At 61.4% G+C, this 21,671-nt stretch carries 18 protein-coding genes; 4 read left to right on the forward strand and 14 right to left on the reverse strand.

Translation table 11 applies throughout. From position 1 onward, the window contains the following. Together ACIP1X_RS13110 and ACIP1X_RS13115 are read left to right on the forward strand one after the other, a co-directional pair. Positions 1-1,391 (forward strand): adenosylmethionine--8-amino-7-oxononanoate transaminase (locus ACIP1X_RS13110; RefSeq protein WP_400752648.1); only part of this gene is annotated, 1,391 nt, incomplete at its 5' end. A 209-nt stretch (positions 1,392-1,600) separates the two neighbouring features. Then, positions 1,601-2,320, forward strand: a complete 720-nt coding sequence (locus ACIP1X_RS13115; protein ID WP_282358748.1) for a 16S rRNA (uracil(1498)-N(3))-methyltransferase — start codon at positions 1,601-1,603, stop codon at positions 2,318-2,320. A 121-nt stretch (positions 2,321-2,441) separates the two neighbouring features. On the opposite strand, the gene ACIP1X_RS13120 is transcribed toward ACIP1X_RS13115, so the two are convergent. Both ACIP1X_RS13120 and ACIP1X_RS13125 read right to left on the reverse strand, forming a co-directional pair. Then, positions 2,442-3,344 (reverse strand): transporter substrate-binding domain-containing protein, encoded by a 903-nt coding sequence (locus tag ACIP1X_RS13120; protein ID WP_053124667.1) that lies wholly within the window; start codon positions 3,342-3,344, stop codon positions 2,442-2,444. 51 nt (positions 3,345-3,395) lie between these two features. Next, positions 3,396-4,637, reverse strand: a complete 1,242-nt coding sequence (locus tag ACIP1X_RS13125) for a D-amino acid dehydrogenase (protein WP_400752652.1) — start codon at positions 4,635-4,637, stop codon at positions 3,396-3,398. 108 nt (positions 4,638-4,745) lie between these two features. Here ACIP1X_RS13125 and ACIP1X_RS13130 point away from each other — a divergent pair, with 108 nt between their 5' ends. Further along, on the forward strand, positions 4,746-5,657 hold the full coding sequence (locus ACIP1X_RS13130; RefSeq protein ID WP_400752654.1) for a LysR family transcriptional regulator: 912 nt from the start codon (positions 4,746-4,748) through the stop codon (positions 5,655-5,657). Positions 5,658-5,774: 117 nt separating this feature from the next. Here ACIP1X_RS13130 and ACIP1X_RS13135 read toward each other — a convergent pair whose 3' ends face one another. Further along, the gene (locus tag ACIP1X_RS13135) at positions 5,775-6,392 is read right to left on the reverse strand and encodes a hemolysin III family protein (protein ID WP_053124673.1); all 618 of its coding nucleotides are present in this window, start codon (positions 6,390-6,392) and stop codon (positions 5,775-5,777) included. 162 nt (positions 6,393-6,554) lie between these two features. Between ACIP1X_RS13135 and ACIP1X_RS13140 the strand changes: the two genes are divergently transcribed. Continuing rightward, positions 6,555-7,475 (forward strand): LysR substrate-binding domain-containing protein, encoded by a 921-nt coding sequence (locus ACIP1X_RS13140; protein ID WP_053124675.1) that lies wholly within the window; start codon positions 6,555-6,557, stop codon positions 7,473-7,475. Positions 7,476-7,589: 114 nt separating this feature from the next. On the opposite strand, the gene madM is transcribed toward ACIP1X_RS13140, so the two are convergent. The 11 genes from madM to ACIP1X_RS13195 all read right to left on the reverse strand — a co-directional run bounded on the left by madM (position 7,590) and on the right by ACIP1X_RS13195 (position 21,664). Continuing rightward, positions 7,590-8,354, reverse strand: coding sequence for a malonate transporter subunit MadM (gene madM, locus ACIP1X_RS13145; protein WP_007913704.1), 765 nt, complete (start codon positions 8,352-8,354; stop codon positions 7,590-7,592). A 1-nt stretch (position 8,355) separates the two neighbouring features. Continuing rightward, the gene (gene madL / locus ACIP1X_RS13150; protein ID WP_053124679.1) at positions 8,356-8,772 is read right to left on the reverse strand and encodes a malonate transporter subunit MadL; all 417 of its coding nucleotides are present in this window, start codon (positions 8,770-8,772) and stop codon (positions 8,356-8,358) included. Positions 8,773-8,838: 66 nt separating this feature from the next. Beyond that, positions 8,839-9,759: a malonate decarboxylase subunit epsilon gene (mdcH, locus tag ACIP1X_RS13155; RefSeq protein WP_400752659.1), complete on the reverse strand. Its 921-nt coding sequence runs from the start codon at positions 9,757-9,759 to the stop codon at positions 8,839-8,841. Further along, entirely contained in the window at positions 9,756-10,376 is a 621-nt protein-coding gene (locus tag ACIP1X_RS13160) for a malonate decarboxylase holo-ACP synthase (protein WP_400752661.1), read from the reverse strand. The genes mdcH and ACIP1X_RS13160 overlap by 4 nt, the downstream gene beginning before the upstream one ends. Next, positions 10,370-11,155, reverse strand: a complete 786-nt coding sequence (mdcE, locus tag ACIP1X_RS13165) for a biotin-independent malonate decarboxylase subunit gamma (protein ID WP_400752663.1) — start codon at positions 11,153-11,155, stop codon at positions 10,370-10,372. Before mdcE ends, ACIP1X_RS13160 begins: the two co-directional genes overlap by 7 nt. Further along, positions 11,152-12,003, reverse strand: a complete 852-nt coding sequence (locus ACIP1X_RS13170) for a biotin-independent malonate decarboxylase subunit beta (RefSeq protein ID WP_400752665.1) — start codon at positions 12,001-12,003, stop codon at positions 11,152-11,154. The genes mdcE and ACIP1X_RS13170 overlap by 4 nt, the downstream gene beginning before the upstream one ends. Next, entirely contained in the window at positions 11,996-12,295 is a 300-nt protein-coding gene (locus ACIP1X_RS13175; RefSeq protein WP_007913697.1) for a malonate decarboxylase subunit delta, read from the reverse strand. Before ACIP1X_RS13175 ends, ACIP1X_RS13170 begins: the two co-directional genes overlap by 8 nt. After that, entirely contained in the window at positions 12,295-13,167 is an 873-nt protein-coding gene (locus ACIP1X_RS13180) for a triphosphoribosyl-dephospho-CoA synthase (RefSeq protein ID WP_400752668.1), read from the reverse strand. Before ACIP1X_RS13180 ends, ACIP1X_RS13175 begins: the two co-directional genes overlap by 1 nt. Then, positions 13,167-14,837 carry a malonate decarboxylase subunit alpha gene (gene mdcA / locus ACIP1X_RS13185; protein ID WP_093429846.1) on the reverse strand — a complete coding sequence of 557 codons (1,671 nt, stop codon included), beginning with the start codon at positions 14,835-14,837 and terminating at the stop codon, positions 13,167-13,169. The genes ACIP1X_RS13180 and mdcA overlap by 1 nt, the downstream gene beginning before the upstream one ends. 466 nt (positions 14,838-15,303) lie before the next feature. Beyond that, complete coding sequence (locus ACIP1X_RS13190; protein ID WP_400752670.1) at positions 15,304-15,771, reverse strand: chemotaxis protein CheW; 468 nt, start codon at positions 15,769-15,771, stop codon at positions 15,304-15,306. After that, a complete protein-coding gene (locus ACIP1X_RS13195; protein ID WP_400752673.1) occupies positions 15,764-21,664 on the reverse strand; it encodes an Hpt domain-containing protein in 5,901 nt (1,966 codons plus the stop codon). Before ACIP1X_RS13195 ends, ACIP1X_RS13190 begins: the two co-directional genes overlap by 8 nt. Positions 21,665-21,671: the final 7 nt, after the last annotated feature.

The following is a 21,671-nucleotide window of genomic DNA, read 5'->3' on the forward strand; positions in this document are numbered from 1 at the left end:
AGTGGATGCAACGCGACCTCGCGGTGTTGTGGCATCCCTGCACCCAGATGAAAGACCACGAACAGCTGCCGCTGATCCCGATCAAGCGCGGTGAAGGCGTCTGGCTCGAAGACTTCGAAGGCAAGCGTTACCTCGATGCTGTCAGCTCGTGGTGGGTCAACGTATTCGGCCACGCCAACCCGCGGATCAACCAGCGCATCAAGGATCAGGTCGATCAGCTTGAGCACGTGATTCTGGCCGGCTTTAGCCACCAACCGGTGATCGAGCTGTCCGAGCGTCTGGTGAAGATGACGCCGGAAGGCCTGAACCGGGTGTTCTACGCCGATAACGGTTCGTCCTGCATCGAAGTCGCGCTGAAAATGAGCTTTCACTACTGGCTCAATCGCGGCCAACCGAACAAAAAGCGCTTCGTCACCCTGACCAACAGCTACCACGGCGAAACCATGGCAGCGATGGCGGTCGGCGACGTGCCGCTGTTCACCGAAACCTACAAAGCGCTGCTGATGGACACCATCAAGGTGCCGAGCCCGGATTGCTATGGGCGTCCCGACGGCATGAGCTGGGAAGAACACTCGCGCAACATGTTTGCGGCCATGGAACAGACCTTGGCAGAAAATCATGACAGCGTCGCGGCAGTGATCGTCGAGCCGTTGATTCAGGGCGCTGGCGGCATGCGCATGTATCACCCGGTGTATCTGACCTTGCTGCGCGAGGCCTGCGATCGCTACGGCGTGCATTTGATCCTCGACGAAATCGCCGTTGGTTTCGGTCGCACCGGGACGATGTTTGCCTGTGAACAGGCCGGCATTCGCCCAGACTTCCTCTGCCTGTCGAAAGCCCTGACCGGCGGCTATCTGCCGCTTGCGGCGTGCCTGACCACCGATGAGGTCTACAGCGCGTTTTACGACGACTATCCAACCCTGCGTGCCTTCCTCCATTCGCACAGCTACACCGGCAACCCGCTGGCGTGCGCGGCGGCACTGGCGACGCTGGATATCTTCGAGCACGACAACGTCATCGAGAACAACAAGGCCCTCGCGCAGCGCATGACCTCGGCGACGGCGCATCTGGTCGATCACCCGAACGTCTCCGAAGTGCGCCAGACCGGCATGGTGCTGGCCATCGAGATGGTCAAGGATAAGGCTACGAAAGAGGCCTACCCTTGGCAGGAGCGTCGTGGTTTGAAGGTGTTCCAGCATGCGCTGGAACGCGGCGCGTTGCTGCGCCCGCTCGGCAGCGTGGTGTATTTCCTGCCGCCGTACGTGATCACCCCGGAGCAGATCGATTTCCTCGCCGAAGTGGCTAGCGAAGGTATCGACATTGCTACGCGTGACAGCGTCAGCGTGGCCGTGCCAAAAGACTTCCACCCCGGCTTCCGCGATCCGGGTTGATTGCCATCTAAAGGTTTGAAAAGAACCCTGTGGCGAGGGGATTTATCCCCGTTCGGCTGCGCAGCAGTCGTGAAATCAGCACACCCGGTACTCCTGACTCACCGCGTGAGCAGATTTTGGGGCGGCTTCGCCACCCAACGGGGATAAATCCCCTCGCCACAGAAGCTCTTCACTACAGTGACTACGCGCCAATTTTTTAGAGACCCGAAATGAGACTGTCCCGCTTCTTTATCGACGCCCCCCTGAGCACCGGCGAACACGAATTGCCGGAGGCCCAGGCGCATTACATCAGCCGCGTGCTGCGCATGGCCGAGGGCGATGCGGTGCAGATGTTCGACGGTTCCGGTCATGAGTTTCGCGGCGTCCTGCTGGAAGTCGGCAAGAAGCGCGTGACCGTGCAGATCAACGAGCAGTTCGCCGGTCAGGTTGAATCGCCGCTGCACATCCACCTCGGTCAGGGTCTGTCCCGTGGCGAGCGCATGGATTGGGCGATTCAGAAAGCCACCGAGCTGGGCGTGAATGAAATCACGCCGATCTTCAGCGACCGCTGCGAAGTCCGCCTCAAGGATGAACGCGCCGACAAACGCCTGCTGCACTGGCGTCAGGTGGCGATCAGCGCGTGTGAACAATGTGGTCGTTCGCGAGTGCCGGTGATTCATCCGCCGGTGTTGTTGGCGGACTGGATCAAGCAGACCGAAGCCGAGTTGAAACTGGTGCTGCACCCGGTGGCGGAGCCGTTGGTGAGTCATGCGAAACCGGCGACGCTGGCGTTTCTGATCGGGCCTGAGGGCGGGTTGACGGATGCTGAGGTTGAGCAGGCCAAGGGCAACGGTTTCCATGCGGCCCGGCTTGGGCCGCGGGTATTGCGCACCGAGACTGCGCCGGTGGTTGCATTGGCGGTGGCTCAGCAGTTATGGGGTGATTTTTAGGGCCCCTTCGCGAGCAAGCCCGCTCCCACATGGGTACTTGGGTGGACACATATTTTGTGTTCACTGAAGATCCAATGTGGGAGCGGGCTTGCTCGCGAATGGCCGCACCTCGATCTGAAATTTACTGCACCGGATCACTCACCGGTTTGGCAATAATCGCCTTCAACTCGCTGGTCATCGGAAACTCCAGGTTCAACCCCTTCGGCGGGATCGGCTGTTCAAACCAGCGCTGATAAATCCCGTTGATCTCCCCCGAACGATACAGATCCGCCAACGCGCCATTCACCAGCGCCAGAAACTGCGGATCATCCTTGCGCACCATGCAGCTGTAGATTTCCCGCGACTGCTCCTCCCCCACCACCACCCAGTTATGCGGATCGCGCGCCTTGGCCCGCTCGCCGTAGAGCAGCGCGTCGTCCATATAGAACGCCGCTGCACGTCCCGACTCGAGCATCTGGAACGCCTCGCCATGATCCTTGGCGCTGATCACTGACATATCGAGTTTGTGATCGTGGTTGTAGCTCTTCAGGTAGCGCTCGTTGGTCGTGCCCGCCGTGGTCACCACGTTCTTGCCGCGCAGGTCGTCGAAGCTTTTGATGCCGCTGTCCTTGGCCGTCAGCAACTGGCCTTTGACGTAGATGAACCCATAGGAAAACGACACCTGTTTCTGCCGCTCGGCGGTGACGCCGGTGGAGCCGCACTCAAGGTCGACCGTGCCGTTCTGCACCAGCGGAATCCGTGTCTGCGAAGTGACAAGGTTGTACTTCACTTTCAAGTCCGGTCGCGCCAGTTGCTGCTGAATGCGCTCGACAATCCTGCCGGCCAGATCCACCGAATAACCCATCGGCTTGCCGGTGTTGTCGCCCACGTAAGAGAACGGCACCGAGGCGTCGCGATAGCCCAGCGTGATGCTATTGGCGCTGGCGATCTTGCCGAGGGTGCCAGTCAATGGCGCCTCATTGGCGTGGGCCTGACTGCCGATCAGCAGTCCCAACGTACAGGCAAGCAACGTGATTTTTTGCATTGTTATTCTCCGTTGTCGGTGTGGTTGTTTGAGCGGTAAAGCGTTGATCAATCACGCCGCACGGGGATTAAAACCGTGCAGATCAATTGACGTGTGTTGTTGGCCAATCAGTTCACTGAGCAACTGGCCGCTGCCGCACGCGAGGGTAAAACCGAGCGCACCGTGACCGAGATTCAGCCATAGATTGCGATAGGCCGTGGCGCCTAACAGTGGCACACCGGTTGGCGTTGCCGGACGCATACCGGCCCACTCGACAGCGGCGTCGTAGTTTCCGGCCTCGGGAAAAGTGTCGCGGGCCTGACGTTTGATCAGCGCCAATCGCTGCGGATCAACTGCAGGATCGAAGCCGACAATATCCACCATCGCCGCCACGCGCAGCTGTTCGCCGATGCGCGCGTAGACGATCTTGCGGTCGTAGTCGGTGATGCTCACGTCCGGCGCACGGTGCTCGCTACTGATCGGCACGGTCAGGCTGTAGCCCTTAAGCGGATACAGCGGCAAACGTAAACCGGGCAGTGCCAGCATTGAACTGCGATGGCCGGCGGCGATCACCAGTTGCTCGACGGGCAGCGTTTCACCGCCCAACTCGATAGCGGTGACCGCGCCGTTACGGTGCCGAATCGCGGTCACCGCTTGGCCGAGGCGAAACTCGCAACGCCCGGATGCCTTCAATCGCGCCGCCAGTTGCTGACAGAAACCGTGGCAATCGCCGACCTCTTCGTCCGGCGTATAGATCGCACCCACGAACGGCGCATCGGCCAGCGCCGGTTCCAGTTGCGCGCATTCGCTGGCGGACATCACCTGCTGTTGCTGCGGATCGGCCAGGCCTTTGCGTGCATGCTCAAAACTGCCGGCGTTGCGGAAGGTCACCAGTTTGCCGTTGCGTCGCCAGTTGAATCCGTCCAGCCCATCGTCCTCGCGCCAGCGCTTCAGCGTGCTCTGACTGAACAACGCCAAACGCAGCAGATGCGCGGCATTTTCACGGTTGACCGAAGTGCGACAGGCGGCGAGAAACGCCGCCATCCAGCGCCATTGCGCTGGATCCAGACGCGGACGCAGCTTGAGCGGTGAGTCGCCGCGCAGCATCCAGCCAATCGCCTGCACCGGCACCCCGGCATCGGCCAGCGGCGCGACGTAGCGATAGGACAACTGGCCGCCGTTGGCAAAACTGGTCTCGCTGCCGAGGGAATCCCGCGCCTCGATCACCGTCACCTCAAAACCGTCGCGCACCAGCGCATACGCCGTTGCCAGGCCGATCACGCCGCCGCCGATGATGCACACACGCTGAGCCATTGCTGCCTCTGAATCCTGCTAAAGACGGATCCGAGGTTAGAGCCAGGTGACAGCCGCCGGACAATGAATAAAGATGCCTGAACCATAAACAAAGGTTATGGACTCGCCATGCGTCTACGTCACATCGAGATTTTCCAGGCCATTCGCCAGACCGGCTCGGTCAGCGGCGCTGCGCAGTTGCTGCACGTCTCGCAACCGGCGGTGAGCAAGGTGTTGCAGCACGCTGAGCAGCAACTGGGGTTTCCGTTGTTCCTGCGCGTGCGTGGCAAGTTGCAGGCGACCCCGGAAGCGCTGGAGCTGGAGCGCGAAGTCGACAAGGTCACGGAAAGCCTGCAAGGCGTGCGGCGTCTGGCGCAGAGCCTGCGCCGCGAGCCGGGACACAGTTTGCGCATCGGCGCGACGCCGGCGCTGGCCTTGTCGCTGCTGCCGCCGGCGATTCATCAGTGGACAACGCGCTACCCGGACATCGCTTGCGAACTGTCCAGCGCGCACAGCCGTGAGCTGATGCAGAATTTGTTGATGCGTGAAGTGGATGTCGCGCTGACGTTGCAGTTGCCCGATCACCCGGGATTGAAGGCGCAAGCGCTGGCGTCAGGGGTGTTGGTGGCATTGGCGCCGAAAGATTTCTGGCCGGTTGAAGAGGCAGGAAAACCTCTGCCGTTGATGGCCTTGGCGGGGGAGTCGTTGATTGGTTTGTCGAGTGCCGATCCGTTGGCGGCGCGGCTCGACAGTTACCTGGAAGCGGTCGAACCGCCGCCGTTGGTGCGGATTGCCGTGCAGACGTATTCACTGGCGCGGGCGATGGTGGAATCCGGTGCGGGGGTGGCGGTGATTGATCCGTTTACTGCGCTGGGGGCTTCATCGGCAACTACCACGATTCGCCCGCTGGCCCCGCCGCTGCCGATCACCCTATACGCCGTGACGCGCGCCAGCGAACCACCGCCGCATACCCTCAACGATCTGCTGAAAATCTTCAGCGATCGTGCGCAAGAACAACTCAATAACCTGAACCCTGCATAGAACTAATGTGGGAGCGAGCCTGCTCGCGAATGCGGTGTTTCATTCAACAAAGATGTTGCCTGAACTGACGCCTTCGCGAGCAGGCTCGCTCCCACAGGGGATTGGGGATGATTCTGGTTAGAGGACATAAAACATAATCGCCACAAAGTGCAGCAGACTCCCGGCGATCACGAACAAATGCCAGATCCCGTGCGCATGCCGCAGCCGGTGATCAAGGGCAAAAAAGATAATCCCCACCGTGTACAAAACCCCGCCCGACGCCAGCCAGGCAAACCCGGTCGTGCCCAGCGCCGCGATCAAAGGCTTCACCGCTACCAACACAATCCAGCCCATCACCGCGTAAATCACGATCGACAGAATCCGCGCTTCCGAACGCGGTTTGATCTCTTGCAGAATGCCGATCAGCGCCAGCCCCCAGACAATCCCGAACAACGTCCAGCCCCACGGCCCGCGCAGGGTTACCAGGCAGAATGGCGTGTAGCTGCCGGCGATCAACAGGTAGATCGAAAAGTGATCGACCTTCTTCATGATCGCTTTCTTGCGCCCGCGCACGCTGTGGTACACGGTCGAGGCGCTGTAGAGCACCAGCAAGGTGAACGCGTAAATCGCCACACTGACAATCTTCCACGGGCTGCCGTCGAGGCAGGCGATCACCAACATCCACACGCCGCCGACAAAAGCCGCCACTGCCCCGACCAGATGGGTCCAGGCGTTCAATCGTTCTCCGTGATACATGTATTGCTCACCTCACATTCATTACCGCAGCGCGCAAGGCTCGGGCCTTGAGCGTAAAAGCGCAATGTTTCTGTTGAACACGATCCCCTGTAGGCGCTGCCGAAGGCTGCGATCTTTTGATCTTCCGTGCACAATCGGCCGATACCAAAAAGAGTCCGCGCCATGCTGATCGACGAAGAGTTGACCCTGAAAAAACTCGAGGTGTTCCTCGCCTTCATGCGCACCGGCAACCTCGCCCGTGCTGCGGCCGAGCTGCAGACCAGCAACGTCAGCGTGCACCGCGCGATTCATTCGCTGGAAAGTGCCTTGCGCTGCCCGTTGTTCAAACACGAAGGCCGCAACCTGACGCCGCTGGAAAGCGCTTACGTCCTCGAAGAACGCGCACAGAAACTGATCAACGACGTGGTCGAAAGCGTGCGCCTGACCCGCGAAGCAGCCGGATTCTCCGCCGAACGTTTCAAACTCGGCTCCCTGTATTCGCTGACGGTAAAAACCGTACCGCAACTGATCATGGGCCTGAAGATCCGTCGCAGCGAACTCAACATCGACCTGATCCTCGGCTCCAACATCGACCTGCTCTACAAGCTGAAAAACATGGAAGTCGACGCGATTCTGGTGTCGCTGGACGACAGCATCAACGACCCGGACTGCGAGCAGATTGCGCTGTTCTCCGACGACATCTTCCTCGCCACCCCGGCGGATTCAAAGTTTGCTCAGCGCAGTGAAGTCGATCTGGCGGAAGTGCGTGATGAAACGTTCATCACCCTGACCCAGGGCTTTGCCACGCATCAGGACGGCAACCGGGTGTTCAAGCAGGCGGGGTTCGAGCCGAAAGTGGCAATGCAGGTGAATGACATTTTCACGCTGCTGAGCATGGTCAGTTCGGGGGTGGGTTATGCGTTGCTGCCGGGGCGGATTGCGGCGGTGTATGAGAACCGGGTGAAGCTGATTCCGTTGCAGGCGAAGTATCGGTTGCAGCAGCACATTGGCGTGGTGTTTTTGAAGGCCAAGGAGCGCGATCCGAATTTGCTGGCGTTGTTGGCGGAGTGCCGGATGTATGCGAATCGGCAGATCACCCCATGATCGTTCCCATGCTCCGCGTGGGAATGCCTCAATGGACGCTCCGCGTCCGCTTTGGGACGCAGAGCGTCCCGGGCTGCATTCCCACGCAGAGCGTGGGAACGATCAGTTAGAGGCTCAGCCCACAATCCCGCGAACAATGAAGAACAACAGCGATGGCCCCAGCAAGCACCCCAGCCCGGTATGGAACGTCGCCGTCAACGCGCCATAAGGCACCAACCGCCGATCCGTCGCCGCCAGCCCAGCTGTAACGCCGCTGACAGTCCCGGCCAAGCCACCAAACACCATCGCCGAACGCGGGTTATCCAGGCCCATCCAACGCGCCGCGACCGGCGTACCGACCATCACCAGAATCGCCTTGATCAACCCGGTCGCAATCGACAAGGCCATCACATCCGACGTCGCGCCAATCGCCGCGCCCGTCACTGGCCCGACAATGTAAGTCACCGCGCCCGCGCCAATAGTGGTCATGCTCACTGCATCGCGATAACCAAACGCCCAGGCCATGCACGCACCGACAATGAACGGTAGGATCGTGCCCAGCAGCAGCGCAATCACACCAATCAACCCGGCCTTCTTCGCCTCGGTCGCCTGCACTTCAAACGCTGTGGCCACAATCGCAAAATCACGCAGCATCGCCCCGCCCATCAGGCCGATGCCGGAGAACAACGTCAGATCCGCCAGGCCTTTCTGCCCGCCAGTCATGGTGCCGCCGACCCACGCCAATACCAGCCCGATAACGATGGCAATCGCCGAGCCGTGAATGCGTCCGAACGTCAGGCGTTTGGAGAGCACCACCGACACCCACATGATCACGCCGACGAAGGCGAATGCAGTGACCAGACCGTTGTGTTCCAGACCTTTTTCGATGAGATCCCACATATCAGCGACCCCCTACTGGCGTGCCGACCGGGGAGATTTCCAGCGGTTCGTCAGGCAACGGTTCACCTTTGTGGGTGCGGCTGATCAAGGCAATCGTGCAGCCGCAGACCACCACCGAACCAATCGCCGCCAGTACCGCCACCGTGCCGCCATGCAGTGCAGTGACGACGTTCTGTTGCGCGGCCATCGCCACCACCACCGGAATGTACATGGCGCCCCAGAAGCCGACGCCCATCTCGCAATCCTTGGTCATGCCGCCGCGTTTCTGCATCCACAACCGCGCGCAAATCAGCAGGATCATGGCGATGCCGACCCCGCCGACGTTGGATTTGACGCCCAACAACGCGCCGAGCATGTCACCCATGATCACCCCTGCCAGCGTACAAATCGCGAGCAGCGCCACACCGTAAATAATCATTGTTGTAGTCCTCAAAGTGCATCGTCGAATGTTGTTTTTGTTGTTCGAAGCTTGAGTCGCGGCGGTTTAGGGTTGGCGGCTACCCTCCTCACGCAGCAGCGCTTGCAGGGTGTCGAGGCGAGCGCTGTCGAAGGCCGTCACGGTGCCTTGTTCGAATACGCGGCGCGCAAGTCCGGTCAGGACTGCACCGGGCGGTAATTCGATCTGTAGCCGCACGCCGCGCTCGTAGGCGCTTTGCACGGTGCCGCGCCAATCCACTACGCGACACATGTTGAAGGCGAGGTCGTCGCGCAACGCTTCGACTTTGCTCACAGGGCGTGCGCGACTGCCGCTCAGGTAAGCGATCTGCGGTGTCTTCAACTCGACTTTGACGAAGGCCTCAGCGAGTGTTTGCGCCGGTTTATCCAGCAGCGGACAGTGCGACGGCACGCTCACCGCCAGACGTTTTGCCAGACCGGCGCCGCGACTGCGCGCCAGTTCGGCCACGGCTTGCATGGCCTCGTCACTGCCGGCAATCACCACCTGATTGTCGGCGTTGATGTTGGCCAGATACACCGGCGAATCCTCGCTGTGTACCTGCGCCAGCAGCGTTTCGACTGTGGATAATTGCAGGCCGATGATCGCGGTCATGCCATAGCCTTGTGGATAAGCCTGTTGCATCAACTCACCGCGCAGGCTGACCAAATGCAACGCATCGCTGAAGCTCAAAGAACCGGCAACCACCGCTGCCGGGTAAGCGCCGATGGACAGACCGGCGACGTAATCCGCCGTGAGTCCGTCCTGCAACAACTGCCGTGAAGCCGCGACGCCAGCGATCAGCAGGCAGAGTTGAACGGCTCTAGTCGCGCGCAATGTTTCAGCAGAATCGAGCAGCAAAACATCTTCACCGAGTACATCGCTGGCCTCGACCAGCGTTTCCCGAGGCAGGCGCTGAAGCATGCCTGCCTGCTGCGCACCCTGACCGGGGAACACCAGCAGACTGCTCACGCTGCCTGCTCCTGCGGGTTCCACGGATCAATCACCAGACAGGCCTGATGAGCGTTTTTCAGCAGCACGCGCGCCGAGCCGCCGGCCCACTCACGCAACGCCACAGCACCGAATGGCGTCTGCAATTGCATGTCGACTCGGCACGCGGCTTGATCGAAAAGCTCAACGAACTTGCTTGCCTGATTACGCGTGATCATCTGCGGTGTCCGCAAAATCAAATCGAGATCGCTGGCCGCGTGCATCGCGGTAAAACCACTGGCCAATTCAAACCCGACACTGCCGCTGACACCCCAGACCCAACCGCAATCATCGAGCATCGGCCGCAGTTGTTTGAGCGCCTGCATGACTGGCAGATCGCGCTCGCTGTCGACCTGACACAGCGCTTCCGGGCTGACCCGACAGGCAATCGAATCGACCGCCATAAACGCCGCCAACCGCTGCTCGCGCAACACACCGCGCACACCGACCGCGACAAAACCTTCATCGCTCAGCGCTCGCCGCACTACCACCGGTTGTCCGGCGGCCAGCGACTCGACTGCCCACTGCGGCGAATCCGCCGGCAATTGCGCCGGGGTCATGCCCCAGAGCAGATCGTGGGCCAGAGGGCTGCTCACCACTGCGCCCTCAACAGTTCGCGCACACGGCTGGAGGCAGCACGATTTTTTGCGCCGAGACGATTGCTCAAGTCAGCACCGGTGATATCACCGATGGCTTGCTTGAGGCACTCGTTGACCCTTGATAGATCCTCCGCCGTTGGCTGTTCAATCTGCTGCACCGACAAGGTTTCCCAGAGCAATCCGAGGCTCGCATAACTGTCGATGTCATAGGCCATCGGCGGCACGCTGGCGGCCAGCGCTTCCAGTTCTTCAACACTGCGCAAGGTCACCCGCGCCGCCGACGCCTTGCCCATCGCATGCACCATCACACCCGGATCGCGCAGCGCGATCAGGCGGTTGGCCTGATAACCATGAGCAAGAAACGCCCCGGACATCGCTTTACCGACCAACAACGCAATCACCGGATGCCCGGCCAGACGCGCACGGGCATAACTGTCCGCCGCCCCGGCCAGCGCCTGATGAATGCCGAGCGCTTCTTCGCGGCGACCATAAGCCTGGCTCGGCACATCGACGATGGCGATGATCGGGCGCTTCTGCGCTTTATCGCGGTCAGCCGTGATCGCGTCATCCACAGCCTTGGCCAGACCCCAGCCTTCGAGCAAGCCGACTTCGCCATTACGAGCACGCGGAAAACGATTGTCCGGGTCAGCGACCACAGCGATAAAACGCCCCAATTCACCGTCAGCGACCCTCAACGATAGCGGCAGCCCTTCGACCGCGACAGCGCCCGCGCTCAGGGCGTTGAACCAGTTCAAACCGCGCAGTGAATAGCCGCTCATGAGCGCTCTCCTTGATACAGATCGCGAACCACCGACGGTTCGATTTGCGGGTCAGTGTTCAGACTGCTCAGGCGTTGCAGAAACCACTTGGCGCGCTGGCTGCGTGGCTGTGCCGGCAAACCCTGCTGCAGTAATTCACCCACCTGCTGACGAATCTTCGCCACGTCATCGGCGACATAACGATCCACCAGACCACTGGCAAACCGCTGCTCGCCGCCAGTCACGCTCCAGATGAAGGGCCGGTCGCGAGAGTCATATTCTTCGATCCCCGCTTCCTGTTCGATGACCTGCGGGCCGTTCAAACCAAGGCGCGCTTCCTGAGTCACCAGCAAATAACTGCACAGCGCCGCCGCAATCGACATGCCGCCGAAACACCCAACGCTACCCGCCACCACACCGACCACCGGTTGGTACTGCTGCAAATCGACAATCGCCGCATGAATATCAGCAATCGCCGCCAGCCCGAGATTGGCTTCCTGCAAGCGCACGCCACCGGTTTCCAGCAGCAACACCGCGCGGGTCGGAATGCCTTTACGGTTGTCTTCAGCCGCCAGTTCCAGCGCGCCGGCAATCTTCGCCCCGCCGACTTCGCCGAGGCTGCCACCCTGAAAGGCGCCTTCAATCGCGGCAATCACCACCGGCAACCCATCGAGGCTGCCCTTGGCGATGATCACACCGTCATCGGCCTGCGGCACCACGCCCTGACGTTCAAGCCACGGCGACATCACCCGTTGAAACGGATCAAGCAACTCACGAAAGCTGCCGGCATCGAGCAAGGCCTTGGCCCGTTGCCGCGCGCCGAGCTCGACGAAGCTGTGTTTGTTGAGCAACGCTGCGCTGTCAGTCATGGCCGATCTCCTCGAAACCTTGTTCCAGACGCAAGCGAACCACGCCCGGCGTCGCGCCGAAATCGTGGATATCGATGGCCATCGCCGGCGGCGTGGTGCCGTCGAACATCCGCGCAAACAGATGCTGCCAGCGCAACTGCGCACCGTTGACCGAGGTTTGCACATTGATGGTCAGCTTGCCGGCCAGGCCCGGTTCGATCAGCACTTCCAGATCACCCGAACCGACACAACCGACCAGCGCGCGACCGCGTGGCGGCTGCCCGGCGGGGAATTCAAACGATAGGGTTTCCATCAAAACGCTCCCTGAAGGATGCCGTTGTGCTCGATACGGTCGAGCAGCAGCGTGGCGGCGAGCAAGTCGGCGGCGCCACCGGGTGAGGCATTCAATGCGATGAGTTGTTGATCGAGTTCGTGCAGCCGGCGGCGACCGCTGAGGCTGGCGCTGCCACCGGCTTCGAGCACCGCTTGCGCGCCGAGTTGCATAGCCTGCAAACCCTCTTCGCCGGCGCGGTAGAGCACGCAGGTGTCGGCCAGATTGGTCATGATTGCGAGCAAGGCGTCGAGCCGGGCGTTCTGTTCTCCGCTTGCTTGGCCACGGCTGCATTTGAGTTGTGGCAGACCGCGTTGCAGCACCGAGGGGAAGCCGAGTTGCGCTTCTTCACGCGCGCCGCGTGCGCCGTAACGCAGGGCGACTTGCGCGCCATGGCTCAAGGGTTTGGGTGCGTGGCGATCGTCCAGCAAGGCTAAACGTGCAGCGCGCAGAGAGACTGCGTTGGCACTAGAGGATTGTGGTTCCAGCGCAGCGGCGGTCACCAATAATCCCAAGGCCCAGATCGCCCCACGATGCGTGTTCACGCCGTTGGTGGTGGTGAGCATCGCTTGTTCGCCTTCGCGCCCGATACGGCCAATCGCTTCGCGCAACGTTGAATCGACTTCACCGATTGCAACCGCCGCTTCAGCCATTTCCTTGAACGCCGGCCACAACGACAGTGCCGAAGCGTGCATCAGGCCCAAGTGCAGATCGGTGTGCGCGCCGTTGCCGCGACGGTCGACCAGTGCCGGTTTCGGCGACAGATCGGCTTCGTCGATCAGCGCGTCCACCGCCAGATCGGCCAATCGATCAGCCAGGGACAGCGGTTTCGCTTGCAGGTTAAGTGCGTGCATTACCAGCTCCTGAATTTCGCGGGCGGGTTGTACAAGCCGCCGGACCACTCGACCAGATCGGCCACGCTTTTCGCCGCGAGCAATTCGCGGGTGGCGTCGGTGCGGCGGATGCCGAGGTCTTCGGGCAAGGCGATCAGGCCTTCGCGGCGCATGCGTTCGGTGTCTTTCGGGTTGTGGCGCAGGCCGATGGCGGTGACGCCCGCAACGGCGGCGATCATCGCCTGGCGCTCTTCCAGCGAACGCGCCTTGTACAGGTAGGCGATGCCTTCTTCGGTGAGCAGGTGGGTGACGTCGTCGCCGTAGATCATGATCGGCGCCAGCGGCATGCCGCTTTTCTTCGCCACTTCTACCGCGTCGAGGGTTTCAACGAAGGTCGGTTTGCCGCCCTCCTGGAAGGTCTCGACCATTTGCACCACGAGTTTTTTGCCGCGTTCGAGCATCGGTTGCTGCGAGTCGTCGTGGCGCATGTCCAGCCACGCCGGGGTGCCGTGACGGCGACCACGCGGGTCGTGGCCCATGTTCGGCGCGCCACCGAAACCGGCGAGGCGGCCACGGGTGACGGTCGAGGAATGGCCATCGCCATCGACCTGCAGCGTCGCGCCGATAAACAGATCCACCGCGTATTGCCCGGCGAGTTGGCAGAACATCCGATTGGAACGCAGCGAACCGTCACGGCCGGTGAAGAACACGTCCGGGCGCGCGGCGATGTAGTTTTCCATGCCCAGTTCGGTGCCGAAGCAATGCACGCTTTCGACCCAGCCGCTCTCGATCGCCGGGATCAGCGTCGGATGCGGATTCAGCGTCCAGTTGCGGCAGATCTTGCCTTTGAGGCCGAGGGATTCGCCGTAGGTCGGCAGGATCAGCTCAATGGCGGCGGTGTTGAAACCGATGCCGTGGTTGAGCGACTGCACGTTGTGTTTTTCGTAGATCCCGCGAATCGCCATCATCGCCATCAACACGTGCACAGGCTTGATGTGTCGTGGGTCGCGGGTGAACAGCGGTTCGATGTAGAACGGCTTGTCGGCCACCACGACGAAATCGACCCATGACGCAGGAATATCCACGCGGGGCAGTTCGCTGACGTCGTCGACCAATTGGTTGACCTGAACGATGACAATGCCGTCGCTGAACGCGGCCGGTTCGATCAGTGCCGGGGTGTCTTCGGTGCTGGGGCCGGTGTAGATGTTGCCGGCGCGGTCGGCCATGAACCCGGCCGAGAGCACGACGTTGGGGATCAGATCCACCACCAGCCGTGCGTAGAGTTCTATGTAGGTGTGGATTGCGCCGATTTCCAGCAGGCCGTCTTCGAGCAACTGGCTGATGCGCAGGCTCTGGGTGCCGGCGAAGGAGAAATCTAGCTTGCGGGCGATGCCGCGTTCGAACAAATCCAGATGCTCAGAGCGGCCGACACTGGGCATGATCATGTGCAGGTCGTGGAGCTTTTCCGGGTCGGCTTTGGCCAGCGAACGGGAGAGGAAATCCGCCTGCTTCTGGTTGTTGCCCTCCAGCACCACACGGTCGCCGGGATGGATCAGCGCTTCAAGCGCGGCGACGATCTTGTCGGTGGGCAACACCACACCGTCGGCCAGCCCGCGCACTTTGTCGAGGCGGCGCTGCTTCTCATCGCGCCGCCGCGTCCAGCGCGAGTCGGGGGAAATTGTTGTTGTCATGCTCACTCCACGGGGTTCGCTGTCGTGGAGCTAAGGTAGGCGTGTGGGGTGGGGGCATCAATCAAGCACGGTGGCGAATCATTACGCTCAGAGTAATGGTTGAGAAACGTCCTGTAGGAGCTGTCGAGTGAAACGAGGCTGCGATCTTTTGATCCTTAACATCAAAAGATCGCAGCGTGCCGCAGCTCCTACAGGGGCAGGGATTCATAACCCAAGATTGAGCCTGCTCGCGATGAGGCCATTCGAACAACGCTTCGACACCTGTTCACACACTTCAAAAGCCCCTCACCCTAGCCCTCTCCCGGAGGGAGAGGGAACTGATTGGGGGATATTTTAGAAGTACGCCGACCTGATTTTGCTGTGTTGAATCCATAATCGACTCGGATTGTCAGGTCGATGCATGACGCCAGACACCTCGGTCGGCCCCCTCTCCCTCCGGGAGAGGGCTGGGGTGAGGGTCAGGCCGTTAAACCAGATCTGCCTCAACCAACAGTCGCTCCAACCCCAACAAATCCGGCACCTTCGCCACTTGTTCCCCCACCTGCACCGCCGCCTGCTCCAGCGCACACAACGGCACGTCGACATAACTCAACTGGCTGTCGAGCTTGTACGACCGCGGAATCCCCTGCACCAGCAGCGCAATGAACTTCAACTCCGGCAACCCACCGAGTGCATTCAAGATCACGATCCGCGCGCGCTCGCCAATCACAATTTTCTGCCCACACGCCGATTCAAAACTCAGCAACGGAATACGCCGTTCACGCCACGTAACCCTGCCGAGATACCACGGCGGCGTATCCAGATCGAAGGCACTGGCCTGATAGTCGATCAGCTCAGCCACGGCGACGTTAGGCAGGATCAAATTGCGATCCGCCAGCGGCAGCAATAGCCCGGTCAGCTGACTGGTGCGCTGATTATGCCGGCGTTCATGCATGTTTCTTGCTCCACTGGGCAATGCTTTCAAGCAGCACCGACTCTTGATACGGCTTGCCGAGGTAGTCGTTGACGCCGATGGCCATGGCACGGTCGCGGTGTTTTTGCCCGGTGCGCGAGGTGATCATGATGATCGGCAGGTGTTGCAGACGCTCGTCGTTGCGCACCTGGGTGGCGACTTCGAAGCCGTCCATGCGCGGCATTTCGATGTCGAGCAGCATCAGGTCGGGCATGTGTTCTTCGAGCAGCAGCATCGCATCGACTCCGTCCTTGGCGGTCAGCACGTTCATGCCGTGGCGTTCGAGCAAGCGGCTGGTGACCTTGCGCACGGTGACCGAGTCGTCGACCACCATCACCAGCAGCGGTTTCTGCGGTTCGCTGTCGATCTCCGGCAGCGTCGGCGTTTGCGCAATGCGCGCCTGCATCGCCCGAATCGGTGCGAGCAGATCGAGAATCAGCACCACCCGGCCATCGCCGAGAATCGTCGCCCCGGACACGCCCTGCAGCGCGGCGAATTGCGCGCCGAGGCTCTTGACCACGATTTCGCGGGTGCCGGCCATGGTGTCGACCTGCACCGCGATGCGCCGGTCGTTGTAGTGCACCAGCAGCACCGGCAATGGCAGATTCTGGCCGAGCAGTTTTGGCCGTGGAGCGGTTTTCAGCAGCTCACCGAGGTAGCACAGTTCATAAGTCTGGCCGCCGTACTGATAGCGCGGCGGATCCTGACGGAAGTGCCCTTCGAGATCATTCGGCAACACGCGAACAATGCCTTCGATGGTGTTCAGCGGAATCGCGTATTGATCCTCGCCACACTGCACCATCAACGCACGGTTGACCGACACGGTGAACGGCAGACGAATGCGGAAATGCATGCCCTGCCCCGGCACCGAGTCGATGCTCATGGTGCCGCCGAGTTGCCGAACTTCTTCGTGCACCACGTCCATGCCGACGCCACGCCCGGAAATCTGCGTAATTTTTTCCGCTGTGGAAAACCCCGGCTGGAGGATGAACTGCAACACATCGCGGTCGCTGATCTCGGCATTCGGCGCGAGCAAACCACGCTTGATCGCCTTGTTGCGCACCGCTTCCAGCGGCACACCGGCGCCGTCATCGCGGATGTCGAAAACGATGTCGCCGCCCTCGCGAGACAGGTCGAGGCTGATCTGCCCTTGCGCCGGTTTACCCGCCGCCAACCGTACTTCGGCAGACTCCAGACCATGATCGACGGCGTTGCGCAGCATGTGCTCCAACGGCGCCGCCATGCGTTCGAGCACGTTGCGATCCATCTCGCCTTCAGCGTTGCCGACGACAAACGCGACGTCTTTGTTCAGCTCTTCGGCGACCTGACGGACGATGCGTTTCAGGCGCGGCAACATGCGTTCGAACGGCACCATGCGCGTGCGCATCAGGCCTTCCTGCAACTCGGTGTTGATACGGCCCTGTTGCTGCAACAGGTTCTCGGCGTCGTGGTTGCGGCGGTCGAGGGTTTCTTTCAGATCGAGCAAGTCGGAGGCGGATTCGAACAGCGCTCGCGACAGTTGCTGCAACTGCGAATGGCGATCCATTTCCAGCGGGTCGAATTCTTCGTAGCCGAGGCGTTCGGCATCTGCTTGCTGGCGACTGAGAATCCGCCCCTGGGTTTCGGTGTCGAGACGGCGCAACTGATCGCGCATCCGTTCGATGGTGGTTTCCATCTCGTTCAGGGCAATCTGTGCGTCGTTGACTTGCTGCTCGATACGGCCCCGGAAAATCGAGGTTTCCCCGGCCAGATTCACCAGTTCATCCAGCAGCTCGGCGGAGACCTTGACCATGTCCGCGCCAACGTCGGCCGCCGGCGGTGCGGCCTCGGTTTTCGCCGCAACTGGCAGCAGCACCGGCGGCACTTCAAGGGTCGCCGGGTGACTGAAATTCTGGATCGCATTGATCAGCCGATCGGCCGGCGGGCACGGTTGCCCGGCACGCACCGCGTCGAGCATCTGCGCCAGTCGGTCATGCCCGCGCTGCACCAGCGCAAACAGTTCGGTCGAGGCTTGCAGCGAACTGGCCGACAGACTTTCGTAAAGGTATTCCAGCTCATGGGCGAGGTCGCCGATCGGGCTGATCTCGACCATCCGCGCGCCACCCTTGAGGGTGTGCAGATCGCGCAGCAGGGTTTCGATTTCCTGTCGATTACCCGGCTCGGCCTGCCAGCGCAGCAGCGCGGCGCCGGAGTTTTCGATGATGTCGAAACCTTCTTCGAGGAAGATCTCCAGCAGCTCCGGATCGTGACTGGCGCCGTCATGATCGGCGGTGGCTGGCGGCGTTTCGGCGATGCCTGGCCCCTGCCGCACTTGGCGGATCGCCTCAATCAGATCGTGCGCCGGCGTCAGTGGCTGATGGTTTTGCAACTGATCAAGCAACAGCGCCAAGCGGTCGTGACTCTTGAGCAGCAAGCGGCCCAGCGTTTCGCTGTAGTTGTAGCGACGATCGACCAGGCCTTCGTAGAGGCTTTCCAGCTCCTGAGCGAGATCGCCGATGGCCTCGACTTCAGCCATGCGCGCGCCGCCCTTGAGCGTGTGCAAATCGCGCTGCAAGGATGACAACGGCGCGCTGTTGTCCGGGTCACTCAGCCAGCGCTGCAAGGCCTGGCCGGCGCTGTCGAGAATGTCCACGGCCTCTTCGAGGAAGATCTCGACGATCTCGTCGTCCGCTTCAAAAGCACTGGCCGTTTGTTGCAGTTCGGCGGTGGCGCTGCCCAGTTCGCGGATGCTCAGGGTGCGGCTGCCGTCGCTGCGAATCAGGCCCATCGACGACGGGTCGAGGCTTTCATCGAGCAGATCATGCAACGCGCGGATTCGCTCAGGCTGCGGGGTGACTTCCTGGCCGGCAGCCAGTTCGTCGAGCATGTTGATCAGCGCTTCGTGGGCATTTTGCGCTTCGTGAAAAAACCGCTCGCTGACCGCCAGACTGCTTTCTTCGACGGCGCCGTAAAGATCGAGCAAAGCCTCGCACAACACATCGACCGGCAGCAGATCGGCGAGGTGCGCGCCCTCGCCCAGCGTGGTCAATTCATCGAGCAGCGCGCTGAGTTCCTGACGTTCGCCGGGGTGTTGCTGCCAGCGCTGCAACAGGCTTTCGGCGTCGAGGAGGATGTCCATGCCTTGGGCGAGAAAGTTGTTGATCAGTTGCGGGTCGCGCTTGATCCGCAGGCCGGTGTTCGGCGCATCGAGGATCGACGCCAGCCGCTCGGCCAGCAGTTCATCGGTGCGCTTGATCAGCGACTGCGCGCCGACAATCGGCGCCAGCGGATCGTGTTTGAGCTGACGCAAACCGACGCGAAACAAGCCCTCGGCTTCGAGGAGCAATTCCACTTCATCGAGATCCAGCGGCAACTGGTGCGCCTTGAATTCGCGAGCCAGTTGATCGAGCGGCGCCGCCAGTTCGGCAATCGGCAACACGCCGGCCATCGACGCGCTGCCCTTGAGCGTGTGCAGGGCGCGCTGCAATTCGTCGCTGGCTTGCAACGGCACATGCTCGGCGGCTTGATCGAGGAAACGGTTGAGGCTGGCGAGGTGGGTTTCCGCTTCGTTGCGGAAGATCTCCAGCAACAGTGGATCAAGCGCCGCGACATCGTCGACGTCTTCAGCGGCCATCGGCTCGTCACCCTTGGCCAAGGCGTGCGCGCGGGCGGCGAGTTGATCGACATCGCTGCGCTGACGCTGGCGGTTGATGGCGAATTCGCTGATCAGTTCCGGCAGCAACAGCACCGTGTCGGTCAGCAGTTGCTGGACGACCGAGCCGGGTTCGACACTTTGTTCGAGCACGCGGTTGAGCAGATTTTCAACCGACCAGGCCAGCTCACCGAGGATCAACGCGCGCACCATGCGCCCGCTGCCCTTCAAGGTGTGGAAGGCGCGGCGCAGTTCAGTCAGCGCATCGCGATCCTGCGGATTGGCAGCCCAGCGCGGCAGGTATTCGTGGAGGACTTCAAGAACTTCATCGGTCTCTTCGAGGAACACTTCGCGCAGCTCATCGTCGACCGGTTCTTCATCGGCCGGCGGCGGCATCAGGCTGCCGGGAGTGATCAGCGCCGGCGGGTTGAGCGCTGACACCGGGCTGGCCAACACGTCGGCCAGCGACTGCACGATGTCCGGATCGTCGAGTGCTTGCATGTCCTGCATCACCAGCGCTTCGCTGGGGGAGAGCACGTCCTCGAGCACGGGAACATGCGGCTCATTTGGAAAGAACCCCAGACTGGCGAGGGATTTCTGCGCGACATCCAGCAGTTGTTCGCCCGGTGCCTGCGGGTCGTCGCTCAAGCGTTCAAGGTAATACTCAAGGCTGCTGATGACATCGGCCAGATGATCCAGTTGTTCCCAACCCGGTTCGTGCGGATCGAGCAACAAATGTTCGCGGATAAAACCGTTGCAGGCCTCAACCAGACTCGCCGCGCGGTTCAGCGGAATCATCGCCAGTGCACCGCGCACTTGAGTCAGCAGCGCCGGCAGCGGTTGCAGGTGTTGGCGATCCCAATCGGCGTCGATGTAGTCGACGATCATGTCCTTGGCCTGTTGCAGGCAGATGCGCGCTTCCTTGATGACGATCTGATGGATCTGCGTCAGGTCGGTGGTCGGCAGGCGCGCGTCTTCCGGGCTTTCCGGCTCGACGGTGCCGACCATCCCGGCCAGCGTCGCCTCGACGTAGAGCAAGGCGCCGGCGACGTCCATCAGGATTGCGTCGTTCGGTTCGCGCTGGCCTTGGGCAAGGCTGAGCACCACGGCCAATTGATCGATGATGACTTTGCGCGGCTGACCGAATCCGAGCACGGCGAGGGTGTCGGCGATTTGCCTCAGCGGCGCCAGCAAACTCTCCAGATCCGAGGTGTGCTGACGGTCGCTGCGCACGAACAGGTCGAGGCGCTCCTTGACCCGCACCAGCTCTTCGCACAATGCCGCCAGCACCGAACGCATCGCGTCGCGGTCAGGGCCAGCGAGGCGTGCGCGTTCTTCATCGACCATCGCACTGTCGGGCAGCGCGTCGTCCAGGGAGTAGCGATCTTTCATGGTCAGCATCTGCCCGGTGGGATGTTCGGCTTTGGCAATATAGAACAACAGGCTTTTCAGCAGCTCCGGCGGTGGCGGCTGGTTGAGGCCGGCCATGCCTTGATCGAGCAGACGCTTGAGCTCTTTGTCGGCGTCCTTGAACAGGCTGCGCAGCGCCGGGCTGTTGGCGATCACGCCTTCGCGCATGCCTTCGACCAGCGCCGAGGCGACTTGCCACAACGGACTCAGCGGTGTGTCGCCACTTAACGCTTCGAGGCGAGTAAAGACTTTCGCCAGATAACCGAGGTGGGTCTGATCGTCCTGTTCACGCAGCAAACCGACCAAGGCCATTTGCAGTGTCTGCCGGAGTTTGCGCAGCACGTTGGGCAACTCTGGCGGTTCCAGCAGCGCCAAGGCCTCTGCCCTCAGCGGCGGCAGCTCGGGCAGTTGCGGGCTGAACAGGCTGGTTTCCGACAACAGACTTTCGCCCCGGGCGCTGCGCAGATCGTTGATCAGCGGCAGCACCACCAGCGGTAAATCACGCCGGGCGCTTTGCACGCGGTCGAGGTAGATCGGCAATTGTCCGAGCGCTTGCAGCAGCAGATGCAGCGCTTCGTCGCGATGGCTGACGCGCTCTTGCTGCAGGGCTTCGACCAGATGTTCCATCTCTTCGGCGAGCAAGGCTGCGCCGTAGAATTCGACCATCTGCAGGCTGCCGTGCACCTGATGGATGTAATCCAGGCACTCGTCCAGCCCCGGAAAAGCCTGCGGATCATCGAGCACGGCTTCAATCGCCTGATGCGCCTGTTTCAGCGTTTCGGCAATTTCGCCTTTGACCCATTCGAGGGCCACATAGTCGTGCCGATCACCCATAACCACT

It is taken from the genome of Pseudomonas sp. NPDC088885, from assembly GCF_044750025.1.
Lineage (GTDB): Bacteria > Pseudomonadota > Gammaproteobacteria > Pseudomonadales > Pseudomonadaceae > Aquipseudomonas > Aquipseudomonas rustica.